General features: G+C 57.8%; 22 protein-coding genes. 18 read left to right on the forward strand and 4 right to left on the reverse strand.

Going from position 1 to position 24730, the window contains the following annotated elements; translation table 11 throughout:
- The first annotated feature begins 12 nt into the window (after window positions 1–12).
- From P0111_05150 to P0111_05195, 10 genes are all read left to right on the forward strand, one after another.
- The gene (locus P0111_05150) at window positions 13–966 is read left to right on the forward strand and encodes an ethylbenzene dehydrogenase-related protein (GenBank protein MDF0643393.1); all 954 of its coding nucleotides are present in this window, start codon (window positions 13–15) and stop codon (window positions 964–966) included.
- Between the two features lie 267 nt (window positions 967–1233).
- Entirely contained in the window at window positions 1234–3012 is a 1779-nt protein-coding gene (locus tag P0111_05155) for a radical SAM protein (GenBank protein MDF0643394.1), read from the forward strand.
- A 97-nt stretch (window positions 3013–3109) separates the two neighbouring features.
- A complete protein-coding gene (locus P0111_05160; protein MDF0643395.1) occupies window positions 3110–4201 on the forward strand; it encodes a hypothetical protein in 1092 nt (363 codons plus the stop codon).
- 30 nt (window positions 4202–4231) lie between these two features.
- The gene (locus P0111_05165; protein ID MDF0643396.1) at window positions 4232–5041 is read left to right on the forward strand and encodes a tetratricopeptide repeat protein; all 810 of its coding nucleotides are present in this window, start codon (window positions 4232–4234) and stop codon (window positions 5039–5041) included.
- Window positions 5042–5065: 24 nt separating this feature from the next.
- A complete protein-coding gene (gene tatA, locus P0111_05170) occupies window positions 5066–5335 on the forward strand; it encodes a twin-arginine translocase TatA/TatE family subunit (protein ID MDF0643397.1) in 270 nt (89 codons plus the stop codon).
- A 24-nt stretch (window positions 5336–5359) separates the two neighbouring features.
- Complete coding sequence (locus tag P0111_05175) at window positions 5360–6613, forward strand: hypothetical protein (protein MDF0643398.1); 1254 nt, start codon at window positions 5360–5362, stop codon at window positions 6611–6613.
- Window positions 6614–6705: 92 nt separating this feature from the next.
- Complete coding sequence (locus P0111_05180; protein MDF0643399.1) at window positions 6706–7536, forward strand: ethylbenzene dehydrogenase-related protein; 831 nt, start codon at window positions 6706–6708, stop codon at window positions 7534–7536.
- Window positions 7537–7595: 59 nt separating this feature from the next.
- Complete coding sequence (locus P0111_05185) at window positions 7596–8057, forward strand: PDZ domain-containing protein (GenBank protein ID MDF0643400.1); 462 nt, start codon at window positions 7596–7598, stop codon at window positions 8055–8057.
- 12 nt (window positions 8058–8069) lie between these two features.
- Entirely contained in the window at window positions 8070–9365 is a 1296-nt protein-coding gene (locus P0111_05190; GenBank protein MDF0643401.1) for a multiheme c-type cytochrome, read from the forward strand.
- A 1-nt stretch (window position 9366) separates the two neighbouring features.
- A complete protein-coding gene (locus tag P0111_05195) occupies window positions 9367–10635 on the forward strand; it encodes a multiheme c-type cytochrome (protein ID MDF0643402.1) in 1269 nt (422 codons plus the stop codon).
- Between the two features lie 160 nt (window positions 10636–10795).
- Here P0111_05195 and P0111_05200 read toward each other — a convergent pair whose 3' ends face one another.
- Window positions 10796–11050, reverse strand: a complete 255-nt coding sequence (locus tag P0111_05200) for a hypothetical protein (GenBank protein MDF0643403.1) — start codon at window positions 11048–11050, stop codon at window positions 10796–10798.
- A 229-nt stretch (window positions 11051–11279) separates the two neighbouring features.
- On the opposite strand from P0111_05200, the gene P0111_05205 reads away from it, so the two are divergent.
- Window positions 11280–11576, forward strand: coding sequence for a hypothetical protein (locus P0111_05205; protein ID MDF0643404.1), 297 nt, complete (start codon window positions 11280–11282; stop codon window positions 11574–11576).
- Between the two features lie 405 nt (window positions 11577–11981).
- Window positions 11982–12866, forward strand: coding sequence for a hypothetical protein (locus tag P0111_05210; protein ID MDF0643405.1), 885 nt, complete (start codon window positions 11982–11984; stop codon window positions 12864–12866).
- Window positions 12867–13022: 156 nt separating this feature from the next.
- On the opposite strand, the gene P0111_05215 is transcribed toward P0111_05210, so the two are convergent.
- A complete protein-coding gene (locus P0111_05215; protein MDF0643406.1) occupies window positions 13023–14219 on the reverse strand; it encodes a hypothetical protein in 1197 nt (398 codons plus the stop codon).
- 262 nt (window positions 14220–14481) lie between these two features.
- Between P0111_05215 and P0111_05220 the strand changes: the two genes are divergently transcribed.
- From P0111_05220 to P0111_05235, 4 genes are all read left to right on the forward strand, one after another.
- On the forward strand, window positions 14482–16536 hold the full coding sequence (locus P0111_05220; GenBank protein ID MDF0643407.1) for a sodium-translocating pyrophosphatase: 2055 nt from the start codon (window positions 14482–14484) through the stop codon (window positions 16534–16536).
- Window positions 16537–16697: 161 nt separating this feature from the next.
- A complete protein-coding gene (locus P0111_05225) occupies window positions 16698–16895 on the forward strand; it encodes a ubiquitin-like protein Pup (GenBank protein ID MDF0643408.1) in 198 nt (65 codons plus the stop codon).
- Window positions 16896–17077: 182 nt separating this feature from the next.
- Complete coding sequence (gene recJ, locus P0111_05230; GenBank protein ID MDF0643409.1) at window positions 17078–18781, forward strand: single-stranded-DNA-specific exonuclease RecJ; 1704 nt, start codon at window positions 17078–17080, stop codon at window positions 18779–18781.
- 4 nt (window positions 18782–18785) lie between these two features.
- Complete coding sequence (locus P0111_05235) at window positions 18786–20954, forward strand: bifunctional (p)ppGpp synthetase/guanosine-3',5'-bis(diphosphate) 3'-pyrophosphohydrolase (GenBank protein ID MDF0643410.1); 2169 nt, start codon at window positions 18786–18788, stop codon at window positions 20952–20954.
- Window positions 20955–21073: 119 nt separating this feature from the next.
- Here the strand turns inward: P0111_05235 and P0111_05240 are convergent, their stop codons facing one another.
- On the reverse strand, window positions 21074–21526 hold the full coding sequence (locus P0111_05240) for a DUF192 domain-containing protein (protein MDF0643411.1): 453 nt from the start codon (window positions 21524–21526) through the stop codon (window positions 21074–21076).
- Between the two features lie 115 nt (window positions 21527–21641).
- Between P0111_05240 and P0111_05245 the strand changes: the two genes are divergently transcribed.
- Window positions 21642–21827: a hypothetical protein gene (locus P0111_05245; GenBank protein ID MDF0643412.1), complete on the forward strand. Its 186-nt coding sequence runs from the start codon at window positions 21642–21644 to the stop codon at window positions 21825–21827.
- A 41-nt stretch (window positions 21828–21868) separates the two neighbouring features.
- Window positions 21869–22474, forward strand: coding sequence for an NAD(P)H-dependent oxidoreductase (locus tag P0111_05250; GenBank protein MDF0643413.1), 606 nt, complete (start codon window positions 21869–21871; stop codon window positions 22472–22474).
- 338 nt (window positions 22475–22812) lie between these two features.
- Here P0111_05250 and P0111_05255 read toward each other — a convergent pair whose 3' ends face one another.
- Window positions 22813–24612 (reverse strand): M3 family oligoendopeptidase, encoded by a 1800-nt coding sequence (locus P0111_05255; GenBank protein MDF0643414.1) that lies wholly within the window; start codon window positions 24610–24612, stop codon window positions 22813–22815.
- Between the last annotated feature and the right edge of the window lie 118 nt (window positions 24613–24730).

A 24730-nucleotide genomic window follows, 5' to 3' on the forward strand; every position in this document is an offset into this window, starting at 1 on the left:
AGGGCATAGTCCATGAGAGTAGTGCAGACACACAACAAGTCTGTGGTGTTTGGCATTCTTCTCTCTGCCCTGATCGTGGGCGTGATGCTGACGATTGGGCAGGTACCCTTGGCTGTCAGCCAGCCGGTTACGATTCCGGCCAAGGCGGTGAAGGGCCCCATCCCGATGGATGGTGCGAACCCGTTGTGGGAGAGCGTGCCTGGTGTGATTGTGCCGTTGAGCGGGCAGTTGATCACGACGCCGATGCATCCGAATATTTCCGTCAAGTCGGTGTTCGTGAAGTCCATGACGAACGGTAAGGAGCTCGGATTGCGGGTTGAGTGGAACGATCAGACCAAGAACGACACGACGATCGGTCCTCAGGATTTCCGCGATCAGGTGGCGATCATGTTCCCGGTCAATACCTCGGGCGCGCCGCCGTTCCAGTGCATGGGCCAGTCCGGTGGAACCACCAACATCTGGCGGTGGAATGCGGAATGGCAAAAGGATCTCGGGAAGGACAGCGCGGGTATTTGGGACGTGGACGATCAATACCCCGGGATCTTCTGGGATTACTACTTTGAAGAACCGGCGGGCGGTGTGACCTATCCGGATCGGATCGGGCGCAGCCTTGGTCCCTTCAATCCCGGAATCTGGTCGGGCAACATCATGTCCGATCCGACGTTGCGCGTGAGTTCGGTGGAAGACCTGAACGCCAACGGATTCAGCACGCTGACGACGCAAGCCCATCAGGATGTCATTGGAAACGGCGTGTGGGAGCCGGCCGGATCCGTCAAGGGCGGCGGCTACAGTGGTCCAACCTGGCGTGTCGTGGTGAAGCGCACCCTGGAAACGGGTGATGCTAACGACACCCAGTTCAAGGCGGGCATGTCCGTTCCTATCGCGTTCGCGGTGTGGGACGGCAACAACATCGAGCGTAACGGCATGAAGGCGCTCTCCACGTGGTTTACGCTCAAGCTTCCGTAAGTTGTAGGTAAGAAGATCACCGCATTCGGCAGTTCGGCCGAACCTGCGGCGAGAGTAGAGGAAGGCCCCGGTTCGGGGATCACCATGGTGATCTGAATCGGGGCCTTTCTTTTCCCGAGATGGATTGTAGAGCGAGCCTCACATGGCTCGGACTCGGGAATCTCGACGTGATCAGGGTTGCTTTTCGGCCGCGGCGGAGTGTATAAAATACGATCATTTCCATCTAAATTCGTCTTATTTTTCAAGTACGTCGGGTAGAGATTTCCTATGAAAGTCTCTTTGCTTTTCCCTCCGACTTGGCATCCCTCCCAACCGTATCTGAGTCTCCCTTCACTCACCGGGTTTCTGACCCAAGCCGGTGTTCCACATGTCTCGCAGCGTGACCTCGGGATCGAGCTGCTCGATGACATCGTGACGCAGGCCTACGGCGTGGAACTCTATCAAGGTCTGATCGATAAGAAAAACGCGCTTGAGCGTGAGCACCAAGGAGAGACGGGTCCTGGCAGCGCGGAACATCTGGCGAGAGTCGTGGAATCGCTCGATCGGTTTCCCTACATTGTCGATCGCATCGAGTCGGCAAAAGCGACCCTCCGCGGCGAAGGCTTCTATGACCTGGAGGAATACCGGGAGAGCCTGTTTCTGATCGACAAGTGGCTGGAAGTGCTTTCCACTCTGTATTTTCCGACCAGACTTACTGTCGTGGACAACCAATTCAGCACCTATTCCATTTATTCATCAAAGGACCTGATGAAGGTCATCCGTGACGAACAGCAGAACCCGTACGTCGCGTTGTTCCGGGAACGCTTCATTCCGTCGATTGTGGGGGACCATCCGGAGCTCGTCGGTGTGTCGATCACCGCTACGTCGCAGATCATTCCCGGGTTGACGCTCTGCCGCTTAATTAAGGAAGCGGCTCCCGATATTCATGTCACAATCGGGGGGAGCATTTTCACCCGACTGGTCGACAATCTGCGCCGTTGTCCGAGCCTATTCGAGATCACCGACGACATCGTCGTCTTCGAAGGCGAGACGGCCCTGCTGGAATTGGTCAATCAAATGGCCGGGAAGAAGGATTTCAGCAAGGTGCCCAACCTGATCTATCGTCAGAACGACAGGGTCATCGTCAACCAGCCGTTCTATTCTGAAAATGTCAATCAGCTGCCGGCTCCCAATTACGACGGATTTCCCCTCGGCCGATATCTTTCGCCCGAGCCGGTGCTGCCCGTCCAGTTTTCACGGGGCTGCTACTACAAGGATTGCGCCTTCTGCGCGCTCACGCTCGATCACCAGAACTTCCGCCAAAAGGACCCGGGCAGGACGATTGAGGAGTTGGAGTGGCTTAAGCAGCGGTATGGAGTCCGGCGATTCTTTTTTACCGATGAGTGCTTCGCCTTGTCGCCGACCAAGCGGCTGTGCCAACAGATGATCGACCGACGGCTGGAGATCAAGTGGACGTGTGAGATGAGATTTGAAAAGCATCTCTCGCGTGAACTCTTGACCTCCATGCGGGATGCGGGCTGCCTGAAGATCGTCTTCGGACTGGAGTCCTTCAATCAGCGGATCATGGATTTCATGAAAAAAGGCATCCAGCAGGAATGGGTCCGGCGTATTACGGACGACTGCGTGGATCTCGGCATCGCCGTCCACTGTTACATCATCGTGGGTTTCCCGACCGAGAAGGAGGAGGAAGCGCTGGAGACGATGAACTTCATCGTCGACAACCAGAAGCTGCACGACTCCTACGGGTTCTCGTGTCAGCCTTGTCTCTTCGACCTTGAGAAAGAAGCTCCCATCATGAGTGATCCCGGCGGATACGGCATTCGACGGATCATGCGGCCGTCTGCGGAAGACCTGAGTCTGGGATTCTTCTATGAGGTGCAGGAAGGCATGACCCCGGACCAAGCGGAGCGACTCTATCAGCACGTGTACGAAAAAATCAGCGAAGTCGTGTGTGAGTTGCCGTTCAACTACTCGATGGCCGATGGTCTTCTGTATATCGCCCGGGCCAAATCGGAAACGGAGCGGGCGACGGTCGCGCGTTCGTAGCGACGGGCGTCGCCGACCGGGTTTTTTCAAGTCGGTATAATTTTTACGCTGGACGCGGGGCGTGGTCGTGACGGTTTCGACGAGAACTATGGAGCGCATGGCCGGGAAGCTGAGCGATCAACCGCTTCTCTTTCAATACACGATCAAGCTCGTGCTCTTGGTGTCCTTCCTGGAGTTGATTCTCTATCGCCTGGTGTCCCGTCTGGGCATGCACCTCAGCAAGTTGGCGGCCGACCATCAATGGATCATTCCCACCTTTACGGCACTGACGGAGATCGGGCAGTGGCTTCTGAATGCCGTGGCGATTCTCTTGTTCTTGGGGCTGATCCTCGGACTGACGAATCGGCTTGCCAGTCGCGGCTGGAGCGGTTTGAACAAAGCGACGGTACCCTGCGTGGCGCTGCTCCTGCTCTTGACGGTGGGGTTCCTGTTTGTTCCACCGACGATGATCGGGTCGGCCATCTACAATCTGATTGCGTTGACGGCGATCGTGTTGTTGATGGCGGAGTACCTCATGACCCATCACGATTGGTCTCAACGGGTCTTGGGGGTGGTGTATCTGCTTGGAATTTCGGGCTGGCTGTATTATCAGATGGTCTCCACCTTCTACAGTTTTCTTGGCACCGTAGCGGCTCCCCCCTTCGTCTACGAATTTCACCGCGGCGGGGAGGCTCTGATGGTGCTGGCCAGCATCCTGGTCTACGGAGCCTACGGCCGCGGATTGTCCTTTCGCTCTCGGAACCAGCATCAACGTCGTCGGGCCATCTGTTTTTGGGGGACAGCCGGATGCATTTTCACGGGCATGCTCTTCTTGGATTACCTTCTCAGTCGATACGATCCCGTCATGGCCAGCAACATCCGCAAGGGTGCCGACGGCATCGGGTGGATTTTCCAGTTTGGAATGGGATACACCTTTTACCTGCCGTTCGCACTGTATATGGCCGGGCTTCTCTGCTGGTCCTACACCGTGATCCGGCTGTTGACCATGGGAAGGCTTGCCGGCTATGGTCTGGCACTGATGTTCATCGCGGGTTATGCGTTGCTCTATTCGAATCTGACGTTGATGGTCGTGCTTGGTGTCATGTTGTTGACGATGGATCGGTATCGACGGGAGCCGCTGGAAGCCTCGTCCTCGGTCGGAGCGCCCATGCTGGGCAGTCCTGACCGGCTGGCGGGGGATCATATTTAACGAACGGTTGAGGACAGGTGGGAACTTCACATGAGCGATGATACGAGTGCACAGGCGCAGCAGAGCCGCGCGGCGGTCGAGCCAAACGACCAGCCGTTGAACCCGGACGAAGAAATCTCCGAAATCGAGAAGCTGTTGACCACAGAGCCTGACGATTTTCAGGCCCGGTGCCGGCTAGGTGAGCTGTATTTCAGCAAGGGGCGTCTCGACGATGCGCTTGTGGAGGTCAAGAAATCCATCGAAATGGCGGAAGGGCTGCGCGCCGAAATGAATCGGTCTCTGGCCATGTATTACTCGAATCTGGGAACGATCTATGCGACCAAGAACATGTCCGACGAGGCGGAGACCGAATTCAGGCACGCCCTTGACGTGTTCCAGTATGATGTGCTGGCGCTCTTCAATCTCGGGCGAGTCTATGCGGACAAGAAGAAGTACATGGAAGCCAAGGGGTATTACGAGCGCCTCGTGGAGATCACGCCCGACGACCCCATCGCCTGGTACAATCTGGCGGGGGTTTATGTGGAGCTCGATAATCCCCAAGTGTCTGACTACAATACGATTGATATGGCCATTCAATGTTATCTGCGCACGCTTGAGTTGGACCCAAAACATCTGGAGGCGAGTTTCAAGCTGATGGAGCTGGCGTTGAATCACAAGAAATCTGATTTGGCCATCAAGGTCATGGAGGATGCGGTCGAGCAGAATGCCGACGAGCCGCTGGCGTACTACAATCTCATCAGCGTGTACGATAAGTGTAAGATGTTCGAGCAGGCTGAGCAGGCCCGCCAGCGTTTGAAAGAGCGGTTTGCAAAACGGAGCAAGGAAAGCAGCCCGTCCTGACACATCTATACGGAGGAGCACGCCATGTTTGGGAGTCTTGGTTTCACAGAGTTGATCCTCATCCTCTGCATCGTGTTGATCATCTTCGGTGCCGGAAAGCTCCCGCAGTTGGGAGAAGGGCTCGGGAAAGCCATCAAGGGGTTCAAGAAGTCCGTCCACGAGGCGGACGCGATTGAAGCGGAAGCTCAGGCGGCTCAGCAACAGGCTGCGGCTTCACAGCAAGCCATTCCGTCGGCGCCTGCTCAGGCACCCGTGGCGGATCAACCGGCTCCGCAGCCGGTTTCCCACGCGTAGGACAAAGGGGGCGCCGCACTGAAGATGGAAGCGGAAGTTCAGCTTACACCGGGCTATATCGAAACGTTTGCCGGCAACGGGAAGGCTCGCAGCACCGGAGACGGTAAGCGCGCGGTGAAGGCCGGTATTCCACTGCCGCATCACGCCGCCGTGGACCGGGACGAGCGCTGGCTCTATTTCGCCGAATCCGGTTCCGACCGAATTCGGCGCGTCGATCTCCAGGAAGGCACCCTTCACAACTTCGCCGGAATCGGAGAAACCTGTTACAGTGGCGATGAAGGCCTCTGCGGAGAAGCGGGGCTGTATTTGCCTCTTGACGTTGCGTTCGATTCACACAACGACCTCTACGTCTGCGACTCCGGCAGCAATCGCATCAGAAAAATCACCCATGATACGGGGATCATTACGACGATCATCGGAACGGGACAGCATGGCTTTAACGGGGACGGCCCGGCCTTGGATGTGAATCTGACCTGGCCGGCCGCCATCGCGTTCGACAAGGACGATGTCCTGTACATCGCGGATACCCAGGCTCACCGAATCCGCCGGTACGATCCCTCCTCGGGCATGGTGACCACGATTGCGGGAAGCTGGACGACGGAGGACGATGCGCGCGAGCAGCCGTTGGTCGCCAGGAATCTCGTCGTACTGTCCGGAGACGCCATCGGAATCGACTTCAGCGACGATCACGGATGGCTGATGCCCGTGTGTTCAGACGGGTTGGATATGTCCATGTATCTGGACGACGGACGTCCGGCCTTGGACGCGCGTCTCTATGACGTGGTCGGCATCAGCGTTGACAGCAGGGGGCACGTGATCATCGTCGACAAGGGAAGCAATCGTGTGCGGAAGATCGACCGGCAGACGGGCGTCATTTCGACCGTGGCCGGCGTCTGCCGGTACGGCTATGACGGAGACGAGAAGCCGGCGGTGCGCGCGATGCTGCATGCTCCCGAGGCCGTCGTGCTGGATGAGCAGGACAATCTGTATGTCTCCGACACCATGAACCATCGTGTCCGCCGGGTGGATGCGGCCACCGGCGTCATCACCACCGTCGCCGGCAACGGCGACAGCGGGTACGAGGACAAGAACATGGGTGGCTGCGGCGCCGCACGGTTCGTGGCGAAGGAGGCGGCCGGGGGACCGAAACACGGCGACGGGCTCCTCGGCGTGGACGCGGTCGTGAATTCTCCCGTTGGGCTCGCCCTGGATTCACGCGGCCATCTCTATATCTGTGAGCGCGGGGAAAACAAGATTCGTCGCGTGCGGCTTCGTTAGGAAGACCGAACGCATCCGGATTGGTCTCGTCGGAAAGGTATGGTATTGTGGCATCGTCGAGCCCGGTTGCGTCGGTCATCCGAGGGCCTTTCATGGGACGCATGACGACGAAGACGCCTTCCCGTTCTCTTCTGGCGATATTCTCTTCCATCCTCGTCATGGCTGGGGTCCTCGGAGGACTGGGGATTCCCTTGGTCAGTTCCGAGGGGATGGTCATCCGGGCGCATTATGCGCAGGGATCTCTCCCCTCGACTCCCGAGGATGCCGCATGGGCAAAAGTCTCCCCTATGACGTTGCCGCTGAGCGGTCAGATCATCACAAGGCCGGTGTGGCCTGAGCCGACGGCCCGGGCTTTGACGGTTCGAGCCATCCATAACGGCACCGACCTTGCCTTTCTTCTGGAATGGCAGGATAACACCAAAAATGACCGACTCACACCGGGCACCTTCCGTGACGGCGTGGCGATCGGTCTTCCATTGGGAGACGCGCCGGCCTTTTTCTGCATGGGCCAACTCGATCACTACATCAACATCTGGCACTGGAAAGCCGACTGGCAGAGCGATATCGATCGCCGAGCGGCCAGGAATCCGGACAAGCAGCGAGAGGGAGTCAGAACGTTCGAAGTGATCCCGCGACGTGTGTCATCGGTGGAGGATCTCATCGGAGGGGGGTTCAGTACGTTGACCACTAAGGAGAAGCAGGGTCGCGTGCAGGGCAAAGCCCTCTGGAAGGATGGAGTCTGGCACGTCGTCATGCGGAGACCGCTGGTGAGTGAGGAACAGGAGAACGAAGCCAAATTGATTCCCGGGCGGGTTCAGACCGTCTCCTTTGCGGTGTGGAACGGTGAGAACAAGGAGCGGAACGGTCAGAAGGCAGTGGCTCCCTGGTTTCAGTTGTCGATCGATCCTGTCGCGAATCTTTGAGGGGGCGAACCGGACGGATTCGTCCGTGAACGGCTGTTGAGGGGAGAGACCGCAACCGTATGAAAGCGCGTACAAAGGCCCTTCGTCCCTGGAGGGCCTTTTTTCTGTGTGCCGGGTTGTGGGGAGGGCTGATGGGAAGTTTGGCGGTGTCGCCGGTTCACGCGATCGATCAGACTCCCATGACGGAGGAGGAGGCTGCCAAACTCGGAGAAGAGTTCGGGGTCGTGGTCGGCGAAGTCGACGAAGAGATTCAGAAGGAATTGAAGTTGCAGCGGCCCCAGGGCGTCGCGGTGTTTGAGGTCATCGGAAATTCGCGGGCCGATTATGCAGGAATCAAGGTGCGGTCGGTCATCAAGGAGATCGACAAGACCGAGATCAAGAATATGCTGGAGTTCGGGCGAGCGATCAAAAAGGCCATGAGGGAATGCAACTTTACGGTAGGGACGTATGAGCCGGCGGATCCCGGTGATCCGGTCGGCTGGGGAGTGAACTTCCACTTCGTGGGTTGCAAGAGAGACTAGGAAGGTCGGACCGTGCGAGTCAGACATCGGATCATCACCGCGGGATTCTTGTTCCTGGCGATCGGCCTGATCGGTCTCTTTCACGATCGTGCCATCGCCCAGAAAGCGGACGGGCAGGTCTCCGGCGATTGGATTGCCGAGATCGAGAAAATCTTCATCCGGTCCGAGGATTGCAAACAGTGCCATGACCGCCACTATGAAGAGTGGAAGGGCGCGCGGGAGCAGACGCCGGACCTCAAAACCTTCGGCCGGGTGGATGCGGCTCTCCTGCACGGGACGTCACTTGAATCGCCGGTGTTCCGTACCGTATTGGGCATATGGATTCAAACAAATCCAACGGCCGAGGAGCGTACGCGTTGCTTGTCGTGCCATGTGCCGTCGACCACCGTGTTTCCTCAGCATGCGGAAAAAATGGTGACGCAGGTTCTGGCCGGCAAACCACAGATTGAGGGCATAGGCTGCGCATCCTGCCACCTCATCAAGTCCGTCCAAACGACCCCTTCGCCACCTCCGACGTTCGCCATCGAACCGGGCAAGACCATGTACGGTCCCTATGCGGATCCCGAGGAGAACCTAGTTCATCCGGCAATCCAATCGGAACTCTACCGAGGGGCGAATTTCTGTGCGTCTTGCCATTTCGACAAGGTCAAGGACGTCACGCAGAAGAATCTTCCCGGAGAGATCCTTCAAGGTACGATTTGCCAGGACTGCCACATGGAGCCTTCGACGGGTAGTTCCACGTCGAAACGCGGGGCGATGACGCGTTCGATCGGCCGTCACTGGTTCCGTGGCGTGGTCATTCCCGGCATCCTGTTGAAGAACCGCAATCTGCAGGCAGAATGGATGCCGCGGATCGATATCGAAACCGCCAAATCGTCGGCCGCGGTGGAAGGAACGGTGTTGGTCAAAGTGGGAAGTCTTCCCCACAGTTTTCCGGACGGCGATCCGGTCCTCAAGCAATTCCTTCTCGAGATTATCGTGAAAGACGCTCGTGGTGCGGTGTTGGCGACGGAAACGAAACGGTTCGGATTAAGTTACGACAAAATCCTCCGCGGCCCCATCCCCGATCCCTTCATCAAGGGCGGGAACACCAGAAAGGTGCCGTTTTCCCTCGCAGTACCCACAGGAGGAAGCCCGGCCTTGATCGAGGCGGTGCTGAGCTACGGATTGATTCCGAGCCCCCCACCCGAACTGAAAGCGAAATACCTGGCCACGCTTGGCGGGGACAAGGAGCGGGAGACAGCGACGAAAATCCTCGATGAATATACACAGCCACGCATGCTGACCTATCGGGCCAAGAATCTCTAGAATGGTCGGGCAACGGATACATACGACATTGCGCACCTTGATGAGGGGGAAGGCGACTCTGACGGTCTTGCTCGTCGCGCTGGCCGCTGCCTGGTTGGGAATTGTGGAGGACCGTACGCTCGCTCAGGACGCGAAGTCTCAGGCTCTGATCGAGAAAGCGTTCCCGAATTCCAACAAGTGCAAACGCTGCCATGAGCGCGTGTTCGAGGAATGGGAGACATCACCGCTCTCCCGATCCATCCATTCGCCTGCTTTCCGGGCCACACTCGATGCGTTTCTCGCTTCACCGGAGGGAAAAGACAAGGCGCTCTGTTTCCGGTGCCACGCCCCCCACGTCCGTGAGTTTCAGGACCACACTCAGCTCTTCATCGATCAGGTCAAATCGGGCGATCCGCAACTGGACGGTGTCGCGTGCGCGCAGTGCCATCTAATCAAACAGGTGGATCGCGCCAAGCATCCGCCGGAGCCGAAGTATGAAGCACCGGGCAGTAAGACCCTCTACGGCCCATACAAAGACTTTGCGCCGAACTTGGCGCACCAATCCATGGAACTGGGACTGTTCAGAAAATCAGACCTTTGCCTGAACTGTCATCAGGCGGTGCCGTCGGCCGCCAACCTCGGAAAAGCGAACGATCTGCTGGGGAATTGGGATCAGAGCAAGGCCGTCAAATCCGGGAAGGAATGCCAGTCCTGTCACATGCCCGAGCAGACCGGAGAATCGGCCAACGGCGAGAAGAAGCGGACCGTGGCGAACCATACGTTCCCCGGCAGGATCGGGAAGCTTCGGCAGGAAGCGGCGAAACTGGATGTGGAAACGAAAGTCGAGGGCGACAAGACGACGGTGACCGTGAAGGTTCAGAGTCTGGTGCCCCACAACCTTCCGACGACTCATCCCGCTTGGGCGAGCGTGGTTCTCGATCTTGCCATCAAGGGGAAGAACCTCAAGACTGTCTTTTCCGACAAGCGGATCTATGGTCGGGTCTATCAGAACGTAAAGGGCGAAAAGACCCAGTTTGATTTCGACGCCGTGAAGGTCGTCGAGGACACCGTGCTGAAGCCGGAAGAATTGCGTGTCGAAACCTTTACGTTCCCCACGCCGAAAGAAACCAAGACGTTCGACGTCGAGACAACATTGAGTTATGCGCCGGTTACCGGACCGGCTCCCTTCCTTCAACGAATCGAGGCCGAGTCTTCCAAGGGTCCCTCGGACCCTGTCTTTCAGCCGATCGAGATCGTCACGAGAACTGACAACATTCCGATCAACAAGTAGCAGGTCCGCTCGTTTCATTCCTCGCTCCCCGGTCCGTGATGGTCCGGCCTGTGTATGAGCGGGTTGTCGTTCGTGCGGTGAAATCTCCACTGGAGCAGGTCGACGAGGGATCGGTACCTGCTGGAGAGGTCGAATGGTGAAGATGTTGAGCGGGATAGTTCTATTCGAAGATGATGCGGGACCCAGGCGATTTCATCTTAAAGATCTGGAGTGCGTGATAGATTCCCTTGGCAGGATGGTTCAGAATCAACCGTGAATTCGTGATGTGGGTGTCGATCAGTTCGTATTGTCCTCCGCTGTAGTACAAGTCGCAATCATCGATCTGGCAGTTCTTGTAGACGTGATTGTCCAATCCCAGCTTCGCTTTGCTGAAGGTCTGACCATCGACCACGATGTAATTGGGTTCGAGCCCCACTGATCTGCCTCCGGGCGAGACTATAGCAAAGTCCTTCCGATCCGGCAACGAACATGAGTGCTAGTTCCCCCTGTAGCACAGCAAAGCCTGCTCGCTGAGGCAGGGACGTTGTCTCTCCGATGTAGATGCTGTAGGCTGACGGCTTGTGTATATCCTCTACGCAAGCGCTCTTTTTCTTCTGCTCTCAGGCGGATGCGCGTCGACGCCACTGGAACCGAGCAGCAATCCAATGGCACAACGCCTGATCGGGAAATCCCAAGCCAGCATTCTTCAATGTGCGGGAATACCGATTAGGCAGGCTCAATATGGCAAGGGTGTCATCCTGCGCTATTACAAGGAAGCACCCATGTTCGAGGAGTCGCGCCCATTTTTGAAGGGCAGTACGTCCGGGGAGCACCACGGCTGCTGGGCCAGCCTGCTGATCGAGCACGAGGAAGTTACGGGAGTAGAATTCCGAACAGTTCCTCAAAAAGCGGGAACCGAAGACGATGATTGCGAGGCGATTTTTGAAAGCTGTTTCCGGTAGATCCAAGCGCGAAGCCAAGGCGCTTGACAGAGTGCTCCTCATTCGGTAGAAGCCAAGCTGAAACAGAGTCGTGATCGCGCAGCCCCAGGCCGCGAACAACGAATGCATCTAGACAATCCGCCGCAATCAGACTGAGAGGCCCAGACATGGAGAGCGACGGTAGTAGACAATTAACCGATCTCATTGATCACCGACCTGCGAGACCCAATCGGAATCTTGTCAATACGCCCTCTGAGCTTGCTTTAGACGCGTGACAACGGCTCCAGTGGTCCGCAAGGGACCGGGAGAAGGAGCCTCGTCATGACGCATTCGATTCACATACTCGACTCCCCGCGATCCGGTCGACGGACACCTGTCGCCCGTTCCGGAACAATCCCAGACTGTGGCCTGCAGCTGAGGTGTTTCTTGTTGATGCTGCTTGCCGAGATGCTGTGCGCTCTTTCCGTTCATGCCCTGGAGAAATACGGTCGTCCCCTGCCTTCCATGGAGACACAGGGCGAGGAAGGCAAGGAGGTCCGCGAGGCTGAAGAAACCTTATTCGGAGGGTACCTGCTCGTCGCCCCTTTTGTCGTGAACCCAACATTTGCCGCCCGCCCCGACAATACAGGCCTTGTTGGGATGCGGTATATGGGTCATCTTGAGATGGACCTCTATAAGCAGTACCTCACCTTTTATACAGATCAGAATTTCTTTTCCGATCGCAAGAATGGTTGGATCATCCTCACGGAGTGGGATATGACCTATGCCCTGACGGGCCTCATCGATCGCTGGGGTTGGCGTATCCAGTATGAGCGTGATGCCCCGCTGGACAGGAGCGGCCTCAAGCAGATTTATGCCGATGTGTTAGCGACCGGTAATCTCCACGCCGTCGATGATTTCTCCTGGTGGCGGCGGCACTTCCCGAACCAGAAATTGAACGCATACATGGGATTTGGCTGGTTGTTTCACAACAGCAACTACTTTGCCCGGCCCGACAATACCGGCCTGGCGCTGTTCCGGTATGTGGCTCATGTCGACCTGGATTTGTACCAGAACAAAGTCGTGCTGTATGGCGATACGAACTTCTTTACGGACCGCGAATTGAGCAACAAACTCAGGCCCACAGAATTGGATTGGATCGTGGGCCTAGCCTTTCGGTTCAAAGATAACTACGAAATCAGCGTCTATCGCGAACAGGACATGCCATTGGACACACCGGGCACGTTGATCCAGGAGTATTGGGCGGTTCAACTGCGCTTCGCATTTGATGTGCCCAAAAGGATGTTTTCTCGCGCAGCAGTGAAGCCATGACGGTCGCATTCTTTCAGGAACTCGTTGCACAATTTCTTCGAGCCCGGCATCCGGTCCGAAATTTTTGTCGTCTGCTTGTGCTGGAGACCTTCCCCACATCAGCCATTGAAAGTCACGATTATCGTTAGGGAGTGAGGGTGTATCCCGGAACCGCGTCTACTTGGCGATGGTGATGGGCAAGTCTCGGCGTGGTATTTCGGTCACCGTCATCTGGAACAGCTGAAACAGCAACTTGAAGGCTTCTCGGTTCCACCTGCCTTGAGGGCCTGTGGCATTGACGGCGTAATGCCGTCCATGTGAATAGACGCTCAGGTCGGCGCCTTGGGGCGAAGCCTCTTGGACGAGCAGATCCATGGTTTTGACAGGATTCTCCGCCACCTCGGGGGTGCGAGGGTCTTGTTCGACCTGGTATTCGAATTCTTCCTCCACCGACGCCCCGAGGAAATTCAACATGGCGTTGAAACTCCGCAGGCGGAACTCTCCCTGCAACGGCCACTCGCCGCCGAAGTGTCCCGGTCGTATGTCGAATGAGACGTCATTCGACAGGTGTTGTTCGGCTGTCTCATGAAAGGCCGTCCGCTGCTCTGCGGAGAGCGTATCCGGATCGTAGTTGGTAATCAGGACTCGCCCGGATACCGGCTTGCGGAGGGTATAGGTTTTTTCATCCGCATGGTAAGTGAGGAGATATTCCTGCTCCAACGCTTTGAAGCCTTCGGCCGTCACGGACTCGGCCGGGATCGTCCATACCCGTTCGAAGACCAGGGATTCGGCATAGAGCCGATTGGCGTCCTGAATAGCCGACAGATGGAGGACCGCTTTTCTGAACATTTCATAACCGGCCCGATCGGTCGGGTTATTGCGGTAGGCGATATCCTCGCCCCCTTGTTTCACGCGGAGTTCCTTGGCCATCAGCCTCAGGAGCAGGTCGATATCCACCCCTTGACGCAGGAGGAGCAAGAACTTGCTTTCTTGAAAGGGCGTCAGCAGCCGCTTGGTGAACTCTTCGCCTTCGATCGGGGCGATGCTGATGGTCGGGTTTTCCGCGACCGATCCTCCGAAGACCGGCATGATGGCTCGGCTGGCCTCGCCCGTGAGGGCCGGGGTTGCGCCGGCACTGAATCGAAAATCAAAAGTGGCGGCGATGTTGGAGACGCCCGTGAAATGGATGGGTTGGTGATGGTGCGCTCGGGCGATGTTGATCAGCAATTGCTTGGATACCGTGTCAGTGACCGCCTCGTCATAGGCGACGACGGCCCGGTTGAGCGCAATAGGGGAGAGGCAACCGGACACTGTCAAGACCAGGAGGCTGGCTGCAATGAAGAAGCCAAGTCTGTAGGGCCGTATCCTCGTCATTGGTCCGGTGCGGCAGCACGGGAATTTTGGAGGGTATCTATCACACTGCGCGCGTATTGCCTAGCCGGCGGATCCCGCCATTCCCTCTTGATCCTTCTGTCGCATGTCTATAGAATGGCCCGACTTTTCGGACTCGCAGCTTCGCTAAGGGCGTATCACACCACTCCGCGGTTTCCCCTTCTGATTTCCGTACTTTCGTTGGGTTGAAGCCACGGGTCACCGTGTGACATATAAGCGTCGCTTAACCACCAGGAGGCATCCCGTGAGCGATTCAGCGATTGTAACGTTTGCAGTAGTTGCGGCGGTGGCCGGCATCGCCTATGGCTTGTACCTTGCGATGTGGGTCTTCAAACTGAACGCCGGCAACGCCAAGATGCAGGAGATCGCCAAAGCCATTCAGGAAGGCGCCGGCGCCTATATGAACCGGCAGTACCGAACGGTCGCCGTTGTGGCGGCTGTGTTGTTCGTCGTGCTGGCCGGAGCGGGAGCGGTGTCCGATAAATTCGGTCTGTTGACGGCCATGGGATTTCTGGTCGGGGCCGGTGCGTCGGCGTTGGCCGGGTACGTAGGCATGATCATCGCCGTCCGGGCGAATGTGCGCACGGCGCAGGCCGCGCACGACGGGATGAACGCGGCCTTGACCGTGGCGTTTCGCGGCGGCGCCGTTACGGGCCTCCTGCTGATCGGATTGGGACTGCTTGCCATCACGGGTTTCTATACCATCGCACATTCGATTGCCGGTCAGGAAAAAGCGATCCATGCGCTGCTCAGCCTGGGCTTCGGCGGCAGTTTGATCTCGGTCTTCGCCCGCGTCGGCGGAGGTATCTATACGAAAGCCGCGGATGTGGGAGCGGACCTTGTAGGGAAGGTGGAGGCGGGGATTCCGGAAGATGACCCGAGGAATCCGGCGGTCATTGCAGACAACGTCGGTGACAACGTGGGGGACTGCGCCGGGATGGCGGCGGATCTGTTTGAAACATACGCCGTCACGACAGTGGCGGCCATGGTCCTCGCGTTCACGCTGTTCAAGGGGCAGAGCGCCCCGATCCTCTATCCGCTGGCGCTCGGCGGCGTGACGATCTTTGCCACGATCATCGGCATTCTCTTCGTGCGGGTGGGATCGAGTGGGGAGATCATGCCCGCTCTTTACAAGGGGCTCTTCGTCGCGGGCGGGATCGCAGCGGTGGCGTTCTTTCCCATCACCTCGAGCATCATGGACGGCGTGGGTGGAGTCGGCGGCGTCAATTACTACCTCGCAGCCTTGATGGGCTTGGTCGTCACTCTGGCGTTGGTGTTCATCACCGACTACTACACGTCCAAGAGTTATGCGCCGGTCAAGGATATCGCGAAGGCCAGCGAAACAGGGCATGCGACCAACATCATTGCCGGTCTGGCCGTCGGGATGCAGGCCACCGCCTGGCCCGTCGTCGTCATCGGCGCGGCGATTTTGGGCAGCTACTGGATTTGCGGCGGCGCGGCCTCGGGGGGGTTGTACGGCGTCGCCGTGGCTGCCGTATCGATGCTGTCGATGGCCGGGATCGTTGTGGCGATCGATGCGTTCGGTCCGATCACCGACAACGCGGGCGGGATCGCGGAAATGGCCCATCTCGGCAAAGAAGTGCGGAACATCACGGATCCATTGGACGCCGTCGGCAACACGACGAAGGCGGTCACGAAGGGCTACGCGATCGGATCGGCCGGTCTCGCGGCGGTGGTTCTCTTTGCCGAATACGCGCGCGAAGCGGGAAAGGGGAGCGGAGCAAGCACCTTCGACCTCTCCGATCCTTCCGTCCTGGTCGGATTGTTCCTGGGCGGGATGCTGCCGTTCATCTTCGGATCGCTCTGCATGAAGGCCGTCGGGCAAGCGGCTGGTCTGGTGGTGGAGGAAGTTCGCCGGCAGTTCAGGACGATCAAGGGGATCATGGAAGGCACCGGAAAACCGGAATACGGCACCTGCGTGGACATCGTGACTCAGGCGGCGATCAAGAAAATGATGGTGCCGGGATTGATTCCGGTTGTGTCCCCCATCCTCGTCGGCGTGATTCTGGGCCCGCAGGCGCTCGGCGGCGTGCTCGTCGGCAGCATCGTGACCGGGTTGTTCGTCGCGATCTCCATGACCAGCGGCGGCGGAGCCTGGGACAACGCGAAGAAGTTCATCGAAGAGCAGGGAAAGAAAGGCACCGATACACATAAGGCGGCGGTCACGGGCGATACGGTGGGAGATCCGTACAAGGATACCGCTGGACCGGCCATTAATCCGATGATCAAGGTCATCAACATCGTGGCGCTGCTCATTGTTTCGCTGATCGTCCGGTAGTCTGCTCTGCGCTGCTCGGGACCGGGGCGGACGAATGTCCGACACAAGGCCCTTCGCATTTTTGCACTCGGCTTGACGCGCTCAAATCGCCTGGAGTAAGGTGAAGACGCGGACCAGAGGTGGATCCACGAGACGGCCCCAGTTGTACGGGAGGTGCTCGCATGGAGAAACAAGAGCGTAAGCAAGAGCAGCGGAGAGACCCGCAGGCGAAGGAGGAGGTCAAGGCCAATCCGAAAGTCGTCGAAGCGGGAAAGAAATTGAAGGAAGACATCGACAAGTTGGTCGACGAGATCGACGACGTCCTCGAGAAAAACGCGGAAGAATTCGTCAAGAACTACGTACAGAAGGGAGGGGAGTGAGGGCGATTGCGAAGCCCTCCCTCTCCCGCCGTTCATTCTGCTTCCAGAATCCTCCTCCCTGACGCAACACTGGTCCAGAACTCCGTGTCTGCGGTTTGACAAAGCGGAGATGACCTTATACTATCCGCTTAAAATCCGACCAGTTACGTCTCCTTAGGCTCGGGCTCCTACTCGAGGGTGGTATGAAGTCCAAGCTCTGGGTTTTCCGCGAAATCGATCCCATTCATCGTGAGATCCTGGCACAGGCTCTGTCGATATCGTCTGCGACCGCCTCGCTGCTCGTTGCGAGGGGAGTGACGACCCCTGACGAAGCCGCTTCCTGGATGTCCCATCAGCCTTCCCACGATCCGTATCTCATCCCAGACATGGAACAGGCAGTTGAACGTCTGCGGCGAGCGGTGGTCGATCACGAGCAGATCTGCTTTTATGGGGATTACGATGTTGATGGGATGACCGCCACCAGCCTGTATCTTTCGTTCTTCGGCGCTTTGGGCGCCCGGGTTCGCGCGTATGTACCTCATCGCCTGCGTGAGGGGTATGGGCTCAATATGGAAGCAGTACGGCAGTTGCACGCCGGAGGTATTTCGCTGCTTGTCACGTCCGATTGCGGTACCACCTCTCATCGAGAGCTTGCATTGGCAATGGAACTGGGACTGGACGTCATTGTGACGGACCATCATCAGACGGATGAGCGGATGCCGCCGGCCGTCGCGGTCATGAATCCGCATCGGGTGGACGCTCAATATCCGTTTCGCGGGCTTTGCTCTGCTGCCTTGGCCTACAAGGTGGCCGAGGCATACCAGTCCCGTTATGGAGCGGCCGGGATATCGTTGGAATCTCTGCTGGACTTGGTCGCTCTGGCCACGGTTGCGGATGTGGTCCCACTGCAGAATGAAAACAAAGGATTTGTCCGAGCTGGGCTGGCGCAGCTGTCGCGTGGCGCCCGCTGCGGCATACGTGCCCTGAAGCAAGTTGCCGGCATCACGAAGGAGTGCACTGCCGAAACCATTGCCTTCAAGTTGGCTCCAAGGCTCAATGCGGCCGGCCGGCTGGATCATGCATTGCTGGGGGTGCAGCTGTTGACGACCGACTCGCCGGTCGAAGCGCACCGCCTCGCAGATCGACTTGAGCAACTCAACCGTGAACGGCAATCGATTGAGGCCGAGGTCCTCGCGGAAGCCATCGCGATGGTCAAAATGCTGGAACCGGAGTTGCCGGCCGCGCTGGTACTCGCCTCCCGGCGTTGGCATGTGGGAGTGGTTGGTATCGTCGCAGCGAGGCTGGTTGATCGCTATCATCGTCCTTCCGTAGTCATCGCGGTCGACGACCAAGGGGTGGGGAAGGGGTCCGCGCGGACCGTCGGGAAGTTCGACCTGTATCAGAGCTTGGCGGCATGTCGCGATCTTCTGGAAGCGTTCGGGGGACATCCGAGCGCGGCTGGCGTCACGGTTCGCGAATCGCGGCTTGCTGAATTTCGTGACCGGTTTGCGGCGATCGCGGCAGCTTGGACGAACACCCATGCCGGGGTTCCGACGTTGCACGTGGACGCGGAATTGCGGCTGGTCGACGTCACGACCGGATTGATTGAGGAAATCCGCTCGTTACATCCGTTCGGCGCGGGTAACCCTGAGCCGACCTTTGCGGTAAAAGGCCTCGAGGTCATGGAGGCTCGCACCGTAGGGGAACGGCATCTGAAGATGACGGTCCGACAGGGCGGTTCACTGCCGTTTGATAGCATCGGGTTCGGGATGCGATCATTGGAGGATCGGGGAATTTCACCACGCTCCCCGGTCGATTTGGCTTTTGTGCCCGAGATGAACCGCTGGAACGGCTTCGATCGGATACAGCTCAGAATTCGCGACCTGCGCCCGAGTGTTCCGGAGTAATACGATGGTGTATGAAACTGTGACGGATCTTGACCAGTTGCTCGACCGAGTCAAGAGCTATCATGTCGACGCAGATCTGGGAGTCGTGCGCAAGGCGTATGAATTTTCGGCTCGGGCGCACCAAGGCCAAGTCCGACGGTCCGGTGAGCCGTATCTTCAGCATCCCATCGCCGTGGCGGGAGTCCTGACTTCGCTGAAGACGGACGTGACGGCCATCGTGGCCGGGCTGCTCCACGATACTCTGGAGGACACTGTCGCGACGCCCGAAGAGCTTGAAAAGGAGTTCGGCAAAGAGGTCGTGCATCTTGTCGACGGCGTCACCAAGATCGGCAAGATCACCTTTAAGAGCTACGAGGAAAAGCAAGCGGAGAACTTCAGAAAGATGGTGCTCTCGATGGCGGATGACATCCGCGTCGTGCTCATTAAGCTTGCCGATCGTCTACACAACATGCGCACCCTGGAGCATCTCAGCCCCATGAAGCGGCAGGCCATTGCGCAGGAAACGTTGGAGATCTACGCGCCGCTTGCCAACCGTTTGGGAATCGGTTGGATCAAGAACGAATTGGAGGACCTGTGCCTGAAACATCTGAAGCCAGATGTGTACGAAATGCTTCGGGTGCGTGTCGCGAAGCGAGATGAGGATCGCCAACAGTATATTCAGGAAGTCATCGAATTGGTGAACCACGCAATGCGAGAGAATGGGCTGTCCGGGCAGGTGTATGGCCGTCCCAAGCACCTGTACGGGATTTATCAAAAGATGAACAAGCAGGCCATCTCCTTCGAAGAAGTCTACGACCTGACCGCGCTGCGTATCGTCACCGATACCAAGATGGGCTGCTATGCCTTGGTGGGTGTGATCCATTCTCTCTGGCGTCCCGTTCCTGGGCGCTTCAAGGACTATATCGCCATTCCCAAGTCCAACCTGTACCAGTCGTTGCACACAACGGTCGTCGGCCCAAAGGGTGAACATGTCGAATTTCAGATCCGAACGGAAGATATGCACCGTGTGGCCGAATATGGGATTGCGGCTCATTGGAAGTACAAAGAGCAGGGGCGCGTCACGGATCGTGACAGCAAGGCCTTCGGTTGGCTGCACCAATTCGTGGAATGGCAGCGTGACCTGACCGATAATCGTCAGTTCATGGATTCCGTCAGACTCGACCTCTTTCATGACGTCGTCTATGTGTTCACGCCCAAGGGCATCTTGAAGGAGTTGCCGAAGGGCTCGACTCCGGTGGACTTTGCCTTTGCGATCCACACCGAAGTCGGCGATCATTGTGTCGGCGCCAAGGTCAACGGGAAAATCGTTCCCTTGAAGCATCAATTGGAAAGTGGAGACACGGTGGAGATCCTCACGTCACCCACGCAGACTCCGCACAAAGATTGGTTGAAATTCGTCCGCACATCGCGCGCCAAGACGAAGATCAAGCATTGGATCAAGGTCGAAGAGCAGAAGCGCAGCATCGAAATTGGACGCCGTCTGTTGGAATCGGAGTTTAGACGACACGGCATGGCTCCCGCCCAGATGTTGAAGTCGGCTGAATTGTTGGATGTGGCTCAACAGGCGGGATTCGATACGACCGATGATCTGGCGGCTGCGGTAGGGTTCGGCCACATGTCGACGGCGCAGGTGATCGGTAAACTGAAGGCTGCCTCGACACCGGCCGAAGAGCGACCGACCGTGCAAAAGGCGTCGTCCGTCAGAAGCGACGACAAGGGGGTCAAGGTCAGAGGGGCTCGAGATCTCTTGATGCAACTGTCACGTTGCTGCAATCCGGTGCCTGGGGATCGCATACTCGGATACATCACGCGTGGACGAGGCCTGACAATCCACGCCATTGATTGTCCCAATCTCGAGGCGCTGGACTACGATCGAGAACGATTGGTCGAAGTGGAATGGGATTCCGCTACGCCCAGTACGCATGCGGTCAAAGTGTCGGTGATGGCCGTAGACAAGACGGGAGTGCTGGCCAACGTCTCCTCGGCCATCGCGGAATGTCACGCCAATATCAGCCGGGCGGAGATCGCGACGCGCGAGGACCGAAAAGCCGTCCTGGACTTTATCATCGAAGTGTCCGGTACGCAGCACTTAGATCAAGTGCTGAAAGCAATCGAGCGAGTCGACGGGGTGATTACAGCCAGACGAGTGCGTGCCTGGCAAGAGCGGTCATAGTGGAAGGCCGGAAGGCGCACCTGGCTTCGTGCATGACAGGGACTGGCTCCCGCGTAGCCGGTGCCAGTCCCCGTCTATTTGAGCATGGAGACAGGCGTCGGCAGGATAGGCGGCTGTCCCTATGGTTCCCGAAATTGCAGCTTGGCTCCTCTCTCGATCTTAAGGCGTTCCGCCTCTCCGCTTCCGAGTTCCAAGACATAGAGCGCTGGATCGTTCGGCTGATACTGGGGGCACCCATCGTCCGTTCTCGTGCAGATAGGGACCCTGTGCGCGATGTGGATGACCTGCTTTTTCTCGTTCATCCAGATGATGTCGAGAGGTATCTTTGTGTTTTTCATCCAGAAGGTCCAGGGTTGGGCCTGTCCGAAGGTGAAGAGCATCCCTCGATCGCGAGGGAGGTGCTCGCGGAACATGAGTCCCTCTGCGCGTTTTCGTTGAGTGTCGGCGATTTCTGCATTGATGATCGTGCCGTTCGGAAGACGGATCTGGACCAAGTGATCGTCCGCTTCCGTGGTGGCCGGTTGGAGAAGAATCCAGCCAAACAACGCTATGAGCAGCCAATTCATCCGCATCGCAGGCATCCTATCGAGGTGAGTGAGGGCAGTCAATACAGTGCAGCGTCTCGTTTCGCGGCTTGAATTCAGCCGCGGGCTGTGCCATCCTCGCCGTCAAAGGAGCAGATCCACAATGAAAGAAAAGCGTCGGGTCTTGTACAAGAAAGGGGTCTTCGTTTGTCCCAAGTGCCGCCAGTCATACGTCCAGGAAAAATGGATCGAAGAATGGAGGATCCGCTGCCATAAATGCGACTATCGCGGGACATTGACCGAGGTTTCGGTTGAAGAGCACATGGATGAAGAAACCATCCGCCACTGACCGCCCGCTGTCCCGCCGCCCCTGAATTCCAGAGCCTTCCAATGAGATTGCCGTCGGTTCTACTTGCCGTCGTTCTGGGGACTCTCAGCTACCCGTCTGCGAGCGTCGGAGGAGAAGAGGCATCCTCTCCGACCGTAAAAGTCCTGGTGACATTTCATTCGTTGTCCGGCCATACGGAGCGGATGGCGGAGGCCGTGGCCTCGGGTGCGGAAGAACTGCCCGGCACGCAAGTGCTCGTCAAGCGCGTACGAGAGGTGACGTCCGAGGACCTGTTTTCTTCTGACGCAATCATCGTCGGGTCGCCGGTCTATTGGTCGAACATGTCGGGAGAGGTCAAATCGTTCTTTGACGACTGGCAGTTCAAGTTCGGCGTCTTTCCCGAGTTCAAGATGAAGAATAAGGTCGGCGCAGCCTTCGCGACCGGGGGGCAGGTTTCCAGCGGCAAAGAGGTGACCATGCTCACGATCCTTGCCGCAATGTTGGGCAATCAAATGATCGTCGTCAGCGGTGGCGGGGCGTTCGGCGCGTCGGCCACGACGGAAGGAGACAGCCCGGGAGTCGATAAAGGGGAACTCGCCGACGCTCGTCTGCTCGGCAGACGGGTCGCCGAAGTGTCGGCGATGCTCAAGCACATTCCGGTGAGATAGACGCCTCAGGACGCGGAGGTTAGGTGCGGACTTCGCTGGGAGCAGGGAGGCGATGCTCACCGGTCGCTAGTTCGACGAACTCCCGAATGTTCTTCGAGCAACGCCCGCAACAGCCGGATTCTTTCAAGCCAAACTTCGATTTGAGCTGGCAGGCCATCACAAGACCGGCTCGCCCTGCCGCTCGCACGTCAGATTCCGTGATTCCCTTGCAGAGACAAACATACATGAGCGCCTCGCGATAAATCGACGATTATGAGAAGCATTCTCAGTATGCCGCCGAGAGACCGTTTTGTCAAGCCCTGTCCACCATCTGGTTTCTTCAATTTTTACGCCGAGAACTATGAGAGGGTGGCTTCTAACTGGATGACCATCCCCCTCATCGCATCGAAACCTGACTGCCAGAATCTCTGGGCGGTCATGTCCACGCCGAGCTTGCTCAGGATCTGATTCGGGGATTGCGAGCCCCCGGTGCCGAGCAGGTCCAGATATTTCGGAACGAAGTCCTGGCCTTGCTCCTGGTACATGCGATAGAGGGCCAAAACGAGCAAATTGCCGAAACTGTAGGAATAGCAGTAGAACGGACTGGCGAAGATGTGAGGGATCGTGAGCCATTCCCACCGAAACTCATCCGGGACGGTCACCGCCTTACCGAACTGCTGGCGGAGTTCACCCAGATAGGTGTGCGCGAGTTGGTCGGCCGTCGCGCCGTCGTCGATCATCTGGTGAGCCATCCGCTCAAAACGAACGAAGTACGCTTGCCGCATGACGGTGGCGTACATGTCGTCCAGCTGGGTCAGCAGCAGTCCCTGTCGGACCTCCCTTCTGGTTTCCTGGCGCATGAGCGCCTCGGAGAGAATGCGTTCCCCGAAGACCGAGGCCGTTTCGGCGAGAGGCAACGTCGCGTGAAATGTAAACACGGAATGGTGCCCGGCCAGCATTCCGTGGACCGCGTGACCCAGTTCATGGGCCATCGTCGCGATGTCGCGTGCGTCACCGGTATAGTTCAACAACACATAGGGCGTTCGTCCCGGCACCACGCTGTAACAGTAGGCTCCACCCATCTTGCCCGGTCTGGTCGCCGCGTCGATATGACGCTCGCTGAAGACCTGGTCGACAAGATCGGCCAGCCGGGGTGAGAATTCCCGATAGGCTGCTCTCACCATGGAGACCGCATCGGCATAGGCGTACTTCTTCGATTCGGTCTGATGCGGCGCATAGAGATGGTAGCGGCTCATGGGCTTGATTCCGCAGATTCTGGCCTTCAGCTTAAAATAAGTCTGAAAGACGTCGGCGTTCTTGGCGCAAATCGAGAGCAACGCCTCGACGGCTTCGTCGGGCACATCGTTCCCGAGGTTGCGTGCCGCGATCGGAGAGGAGAAGCCTCGCAAGGAGCGATTTTCAGATTTCCAGTCGTTGACCAAGGTCTTGTAGATTTCTCCCAGGAGGTCGCGTTGAGCCGAGAACACGCGATAGAATTCGGTATACGCGGCCTGTCGGACTGCGCCTTTCGGGCTGCGCACGTAGGACATCAATTCTTCCCGGCCGACGACTTTCTTCTTCCCACGATCCCGAATGACGAAGGACAAGCCGTTCGTGACCACTTCGTAGAGCGTAATGACCGCGCTGCGTCCCGTGACGTTCTTGATGTTGATGATCTTTTCTTCGACCTCGGAGAGCGTATGGGGTTTGTGCCGGCGAATCGTTTCAAGATAGTAGCGCAGGTCATGCGAGTCGGCCATGAGGCGATTCGCGGTCGACTCGTCCACGCCCTGCCACCAGAGATCGAAAAACAGCAAGCGATTGTTGAGGGCGGCGAGGCGTTCCTCCACGCGCGTCTTGAACGAGCGTGCCTTCAGGTCTTTCGTATTCTCCGAGAACCAGAGGTACGCATAGGCACTGAGGCTGGACGAACGCCCGGCGACGGCCTCGAGCGTCTTCAGAATCGATTGGAAGGCATCGCCGGACATTGTGTGAGTCAAGGTCGGTCGGGCCGACTCGATCTGCGCGACCTGCGCATCGAGGTCGGCGAGGTACCGGTCGAGTCGATCCACGGGGTTCTCCACAAGATCGCCGAGCATCCATCGCCCGGGCACGGCGAACCGCCGTGCCCGCTGTCGAACAGAGACTGTCGCCGCCATGTGTCCGCTCCTTGCCATAGACGAAGGCCGGATCATATCACTCTCGCATAGTGAGCCGGGACAAAAAATGCGCCGTCGCTGACGTGGGCGCGCGCATTGACAGCATTCCGACAGGATG

This window comes from Nitrospira sp., assembly GCA_029194535.1.
Taxonomy (GTDB): Bacteria; Nitrospirota; Nitrospiria; order Nitrospirales; family Nitrospiraceae; genus Nitrospira_C.

What these genes read in the sequence shown, in the direction of transcription:
- P0111_05180 (MDF0643399.1), top strand. Translation starts at nt 6,706, where the DNA reads ATGGGACGCATGACGACGAAGACGCCTTCCCGTTCTCTTCTGGCGATA.
- P0111_05240 (MDF0643411.1), bottom strand. Translation starts at nt 21,526, where the DNA reads ATGCGGATGAATTGGCTGCTCATAGCGTTGTTTGGCTGGATTCTTCTC.
- P0111_05195 (MDF0643402.1), top strand. Translation starts at nt 9,367, where the DNA reads ATGGTCGGGCAACGGATACATACGACATTGCGCACCTTGATGAGGGGG.
- P0111_05250 (MDF0643413.1), top strand. Translation starts at nt 21,869, where the DNA reads ATGAGATTGCCGTCGGTTCTACTTGCCGTCGTTCTGGGGACTCTCAGC.
- P0111_05175 (MDF0643398.1), top strand. Translation starts at nt 5,360, where the DNA reads ATGGAAGCGGAAGTTCAGCTTACACCGGGCTATATCGAAACGTTTGCC.
- P0111_05245 (MDF0643412.1), top strand. Translation starts at nt 21,642, where the DNA reads ATGAAAGAAAAGCGTCGGGTCTTGTACAAGAAAGGGGTCTTCGTTTGT.
- P0111_05160 (MDF0643395.1), top strand. Translation starts at nt 3,110, where the DNA reads ATGGCCGGGAAGCTGAGCGATCAACCGCTTCTCTTTCAATACACGATC.
- P0111_05235 (MDF0643410.1), top strand. Translation starts at nt 18,786, where the DNA reads ATGGTGTATGAAACTGTGACGGATCTTGACCAGTTGCTCGACCGAGTC.
- P0111_05165 (MDF0643396.1), top strand. Translation starts at nt 4,232, where the DNA reads ATGAGCGATGATACGAGTGCACAGGCGCAGCAGAGCCGCGCGGCGGTC.
- recJ (MDF0643409.1), top strand. Translation starts at nt 17,078, where the DNA reads ATGAAGTCCAAGCTCTGGGTTTTCCGCGAAATCGATCCCATTCATCGT.
- P0111_05150 (MDF0643393.1), top strand. Translation starts at nt 13, where the DNA reads ATGAGAGTAGTGCAGACACACAACAAGTCTGTGGTGTTTGGCATTCTT.
- P0111_05185 (MDF0643400.1), top strand. Translation starts at nt 7,596, where the DNA reads ATGAAAGCGCGTACAAAGGCCCTTCGTCCCTGGAGGGCCTTTTTTCTG.
- P0111_05255 (MDF0643414.1), bottom strand. Translation starts at nt 24,612, where the DNA reads ATGGCGGCGACAGTCTCTGTTCGACAGCGGGCACGGCGGTTCGCCGTG.
- P0111_05205 (MDF0643404.1), top strand. Translation starts at nt 11,280, where the DNA reads ATGGCACAACGCCTGATCGGGAAATCCCAAGCCAGCATTCTTCAATGT.
- P0111_05225 (MDF0643408.1), top strand. Translation starts at nt 16,698, where the DNA reads ATGGAGAAACAAGAGCGTAAGCAAGAGCAGCGGAGAGACCCGCAGGCG.
- tatA (MDF0643397.1), top strand. Translation starts at nt 5,066, where the DNA reads ATGTTTGGGAGTCTTGGTTTCACAGAGTTGATCCTCATCCTCTGCATC.
- P0111_05215 (MDF0643406.1), bottom strand. Translation starts at nt 14,219, where the DNA reads ATGACGAGGATACGGCCCTACAGACTTGGCTTCTTCATTGCAGCCAGC.
- P0111_05155 (MDF0643394.1), top strand. Translation starts at nt 1,234, where the DNA reads ATGAAAGTCTCTTTGCTTTTCCCTCCGACTTGGCATCCCTCCCAACCG.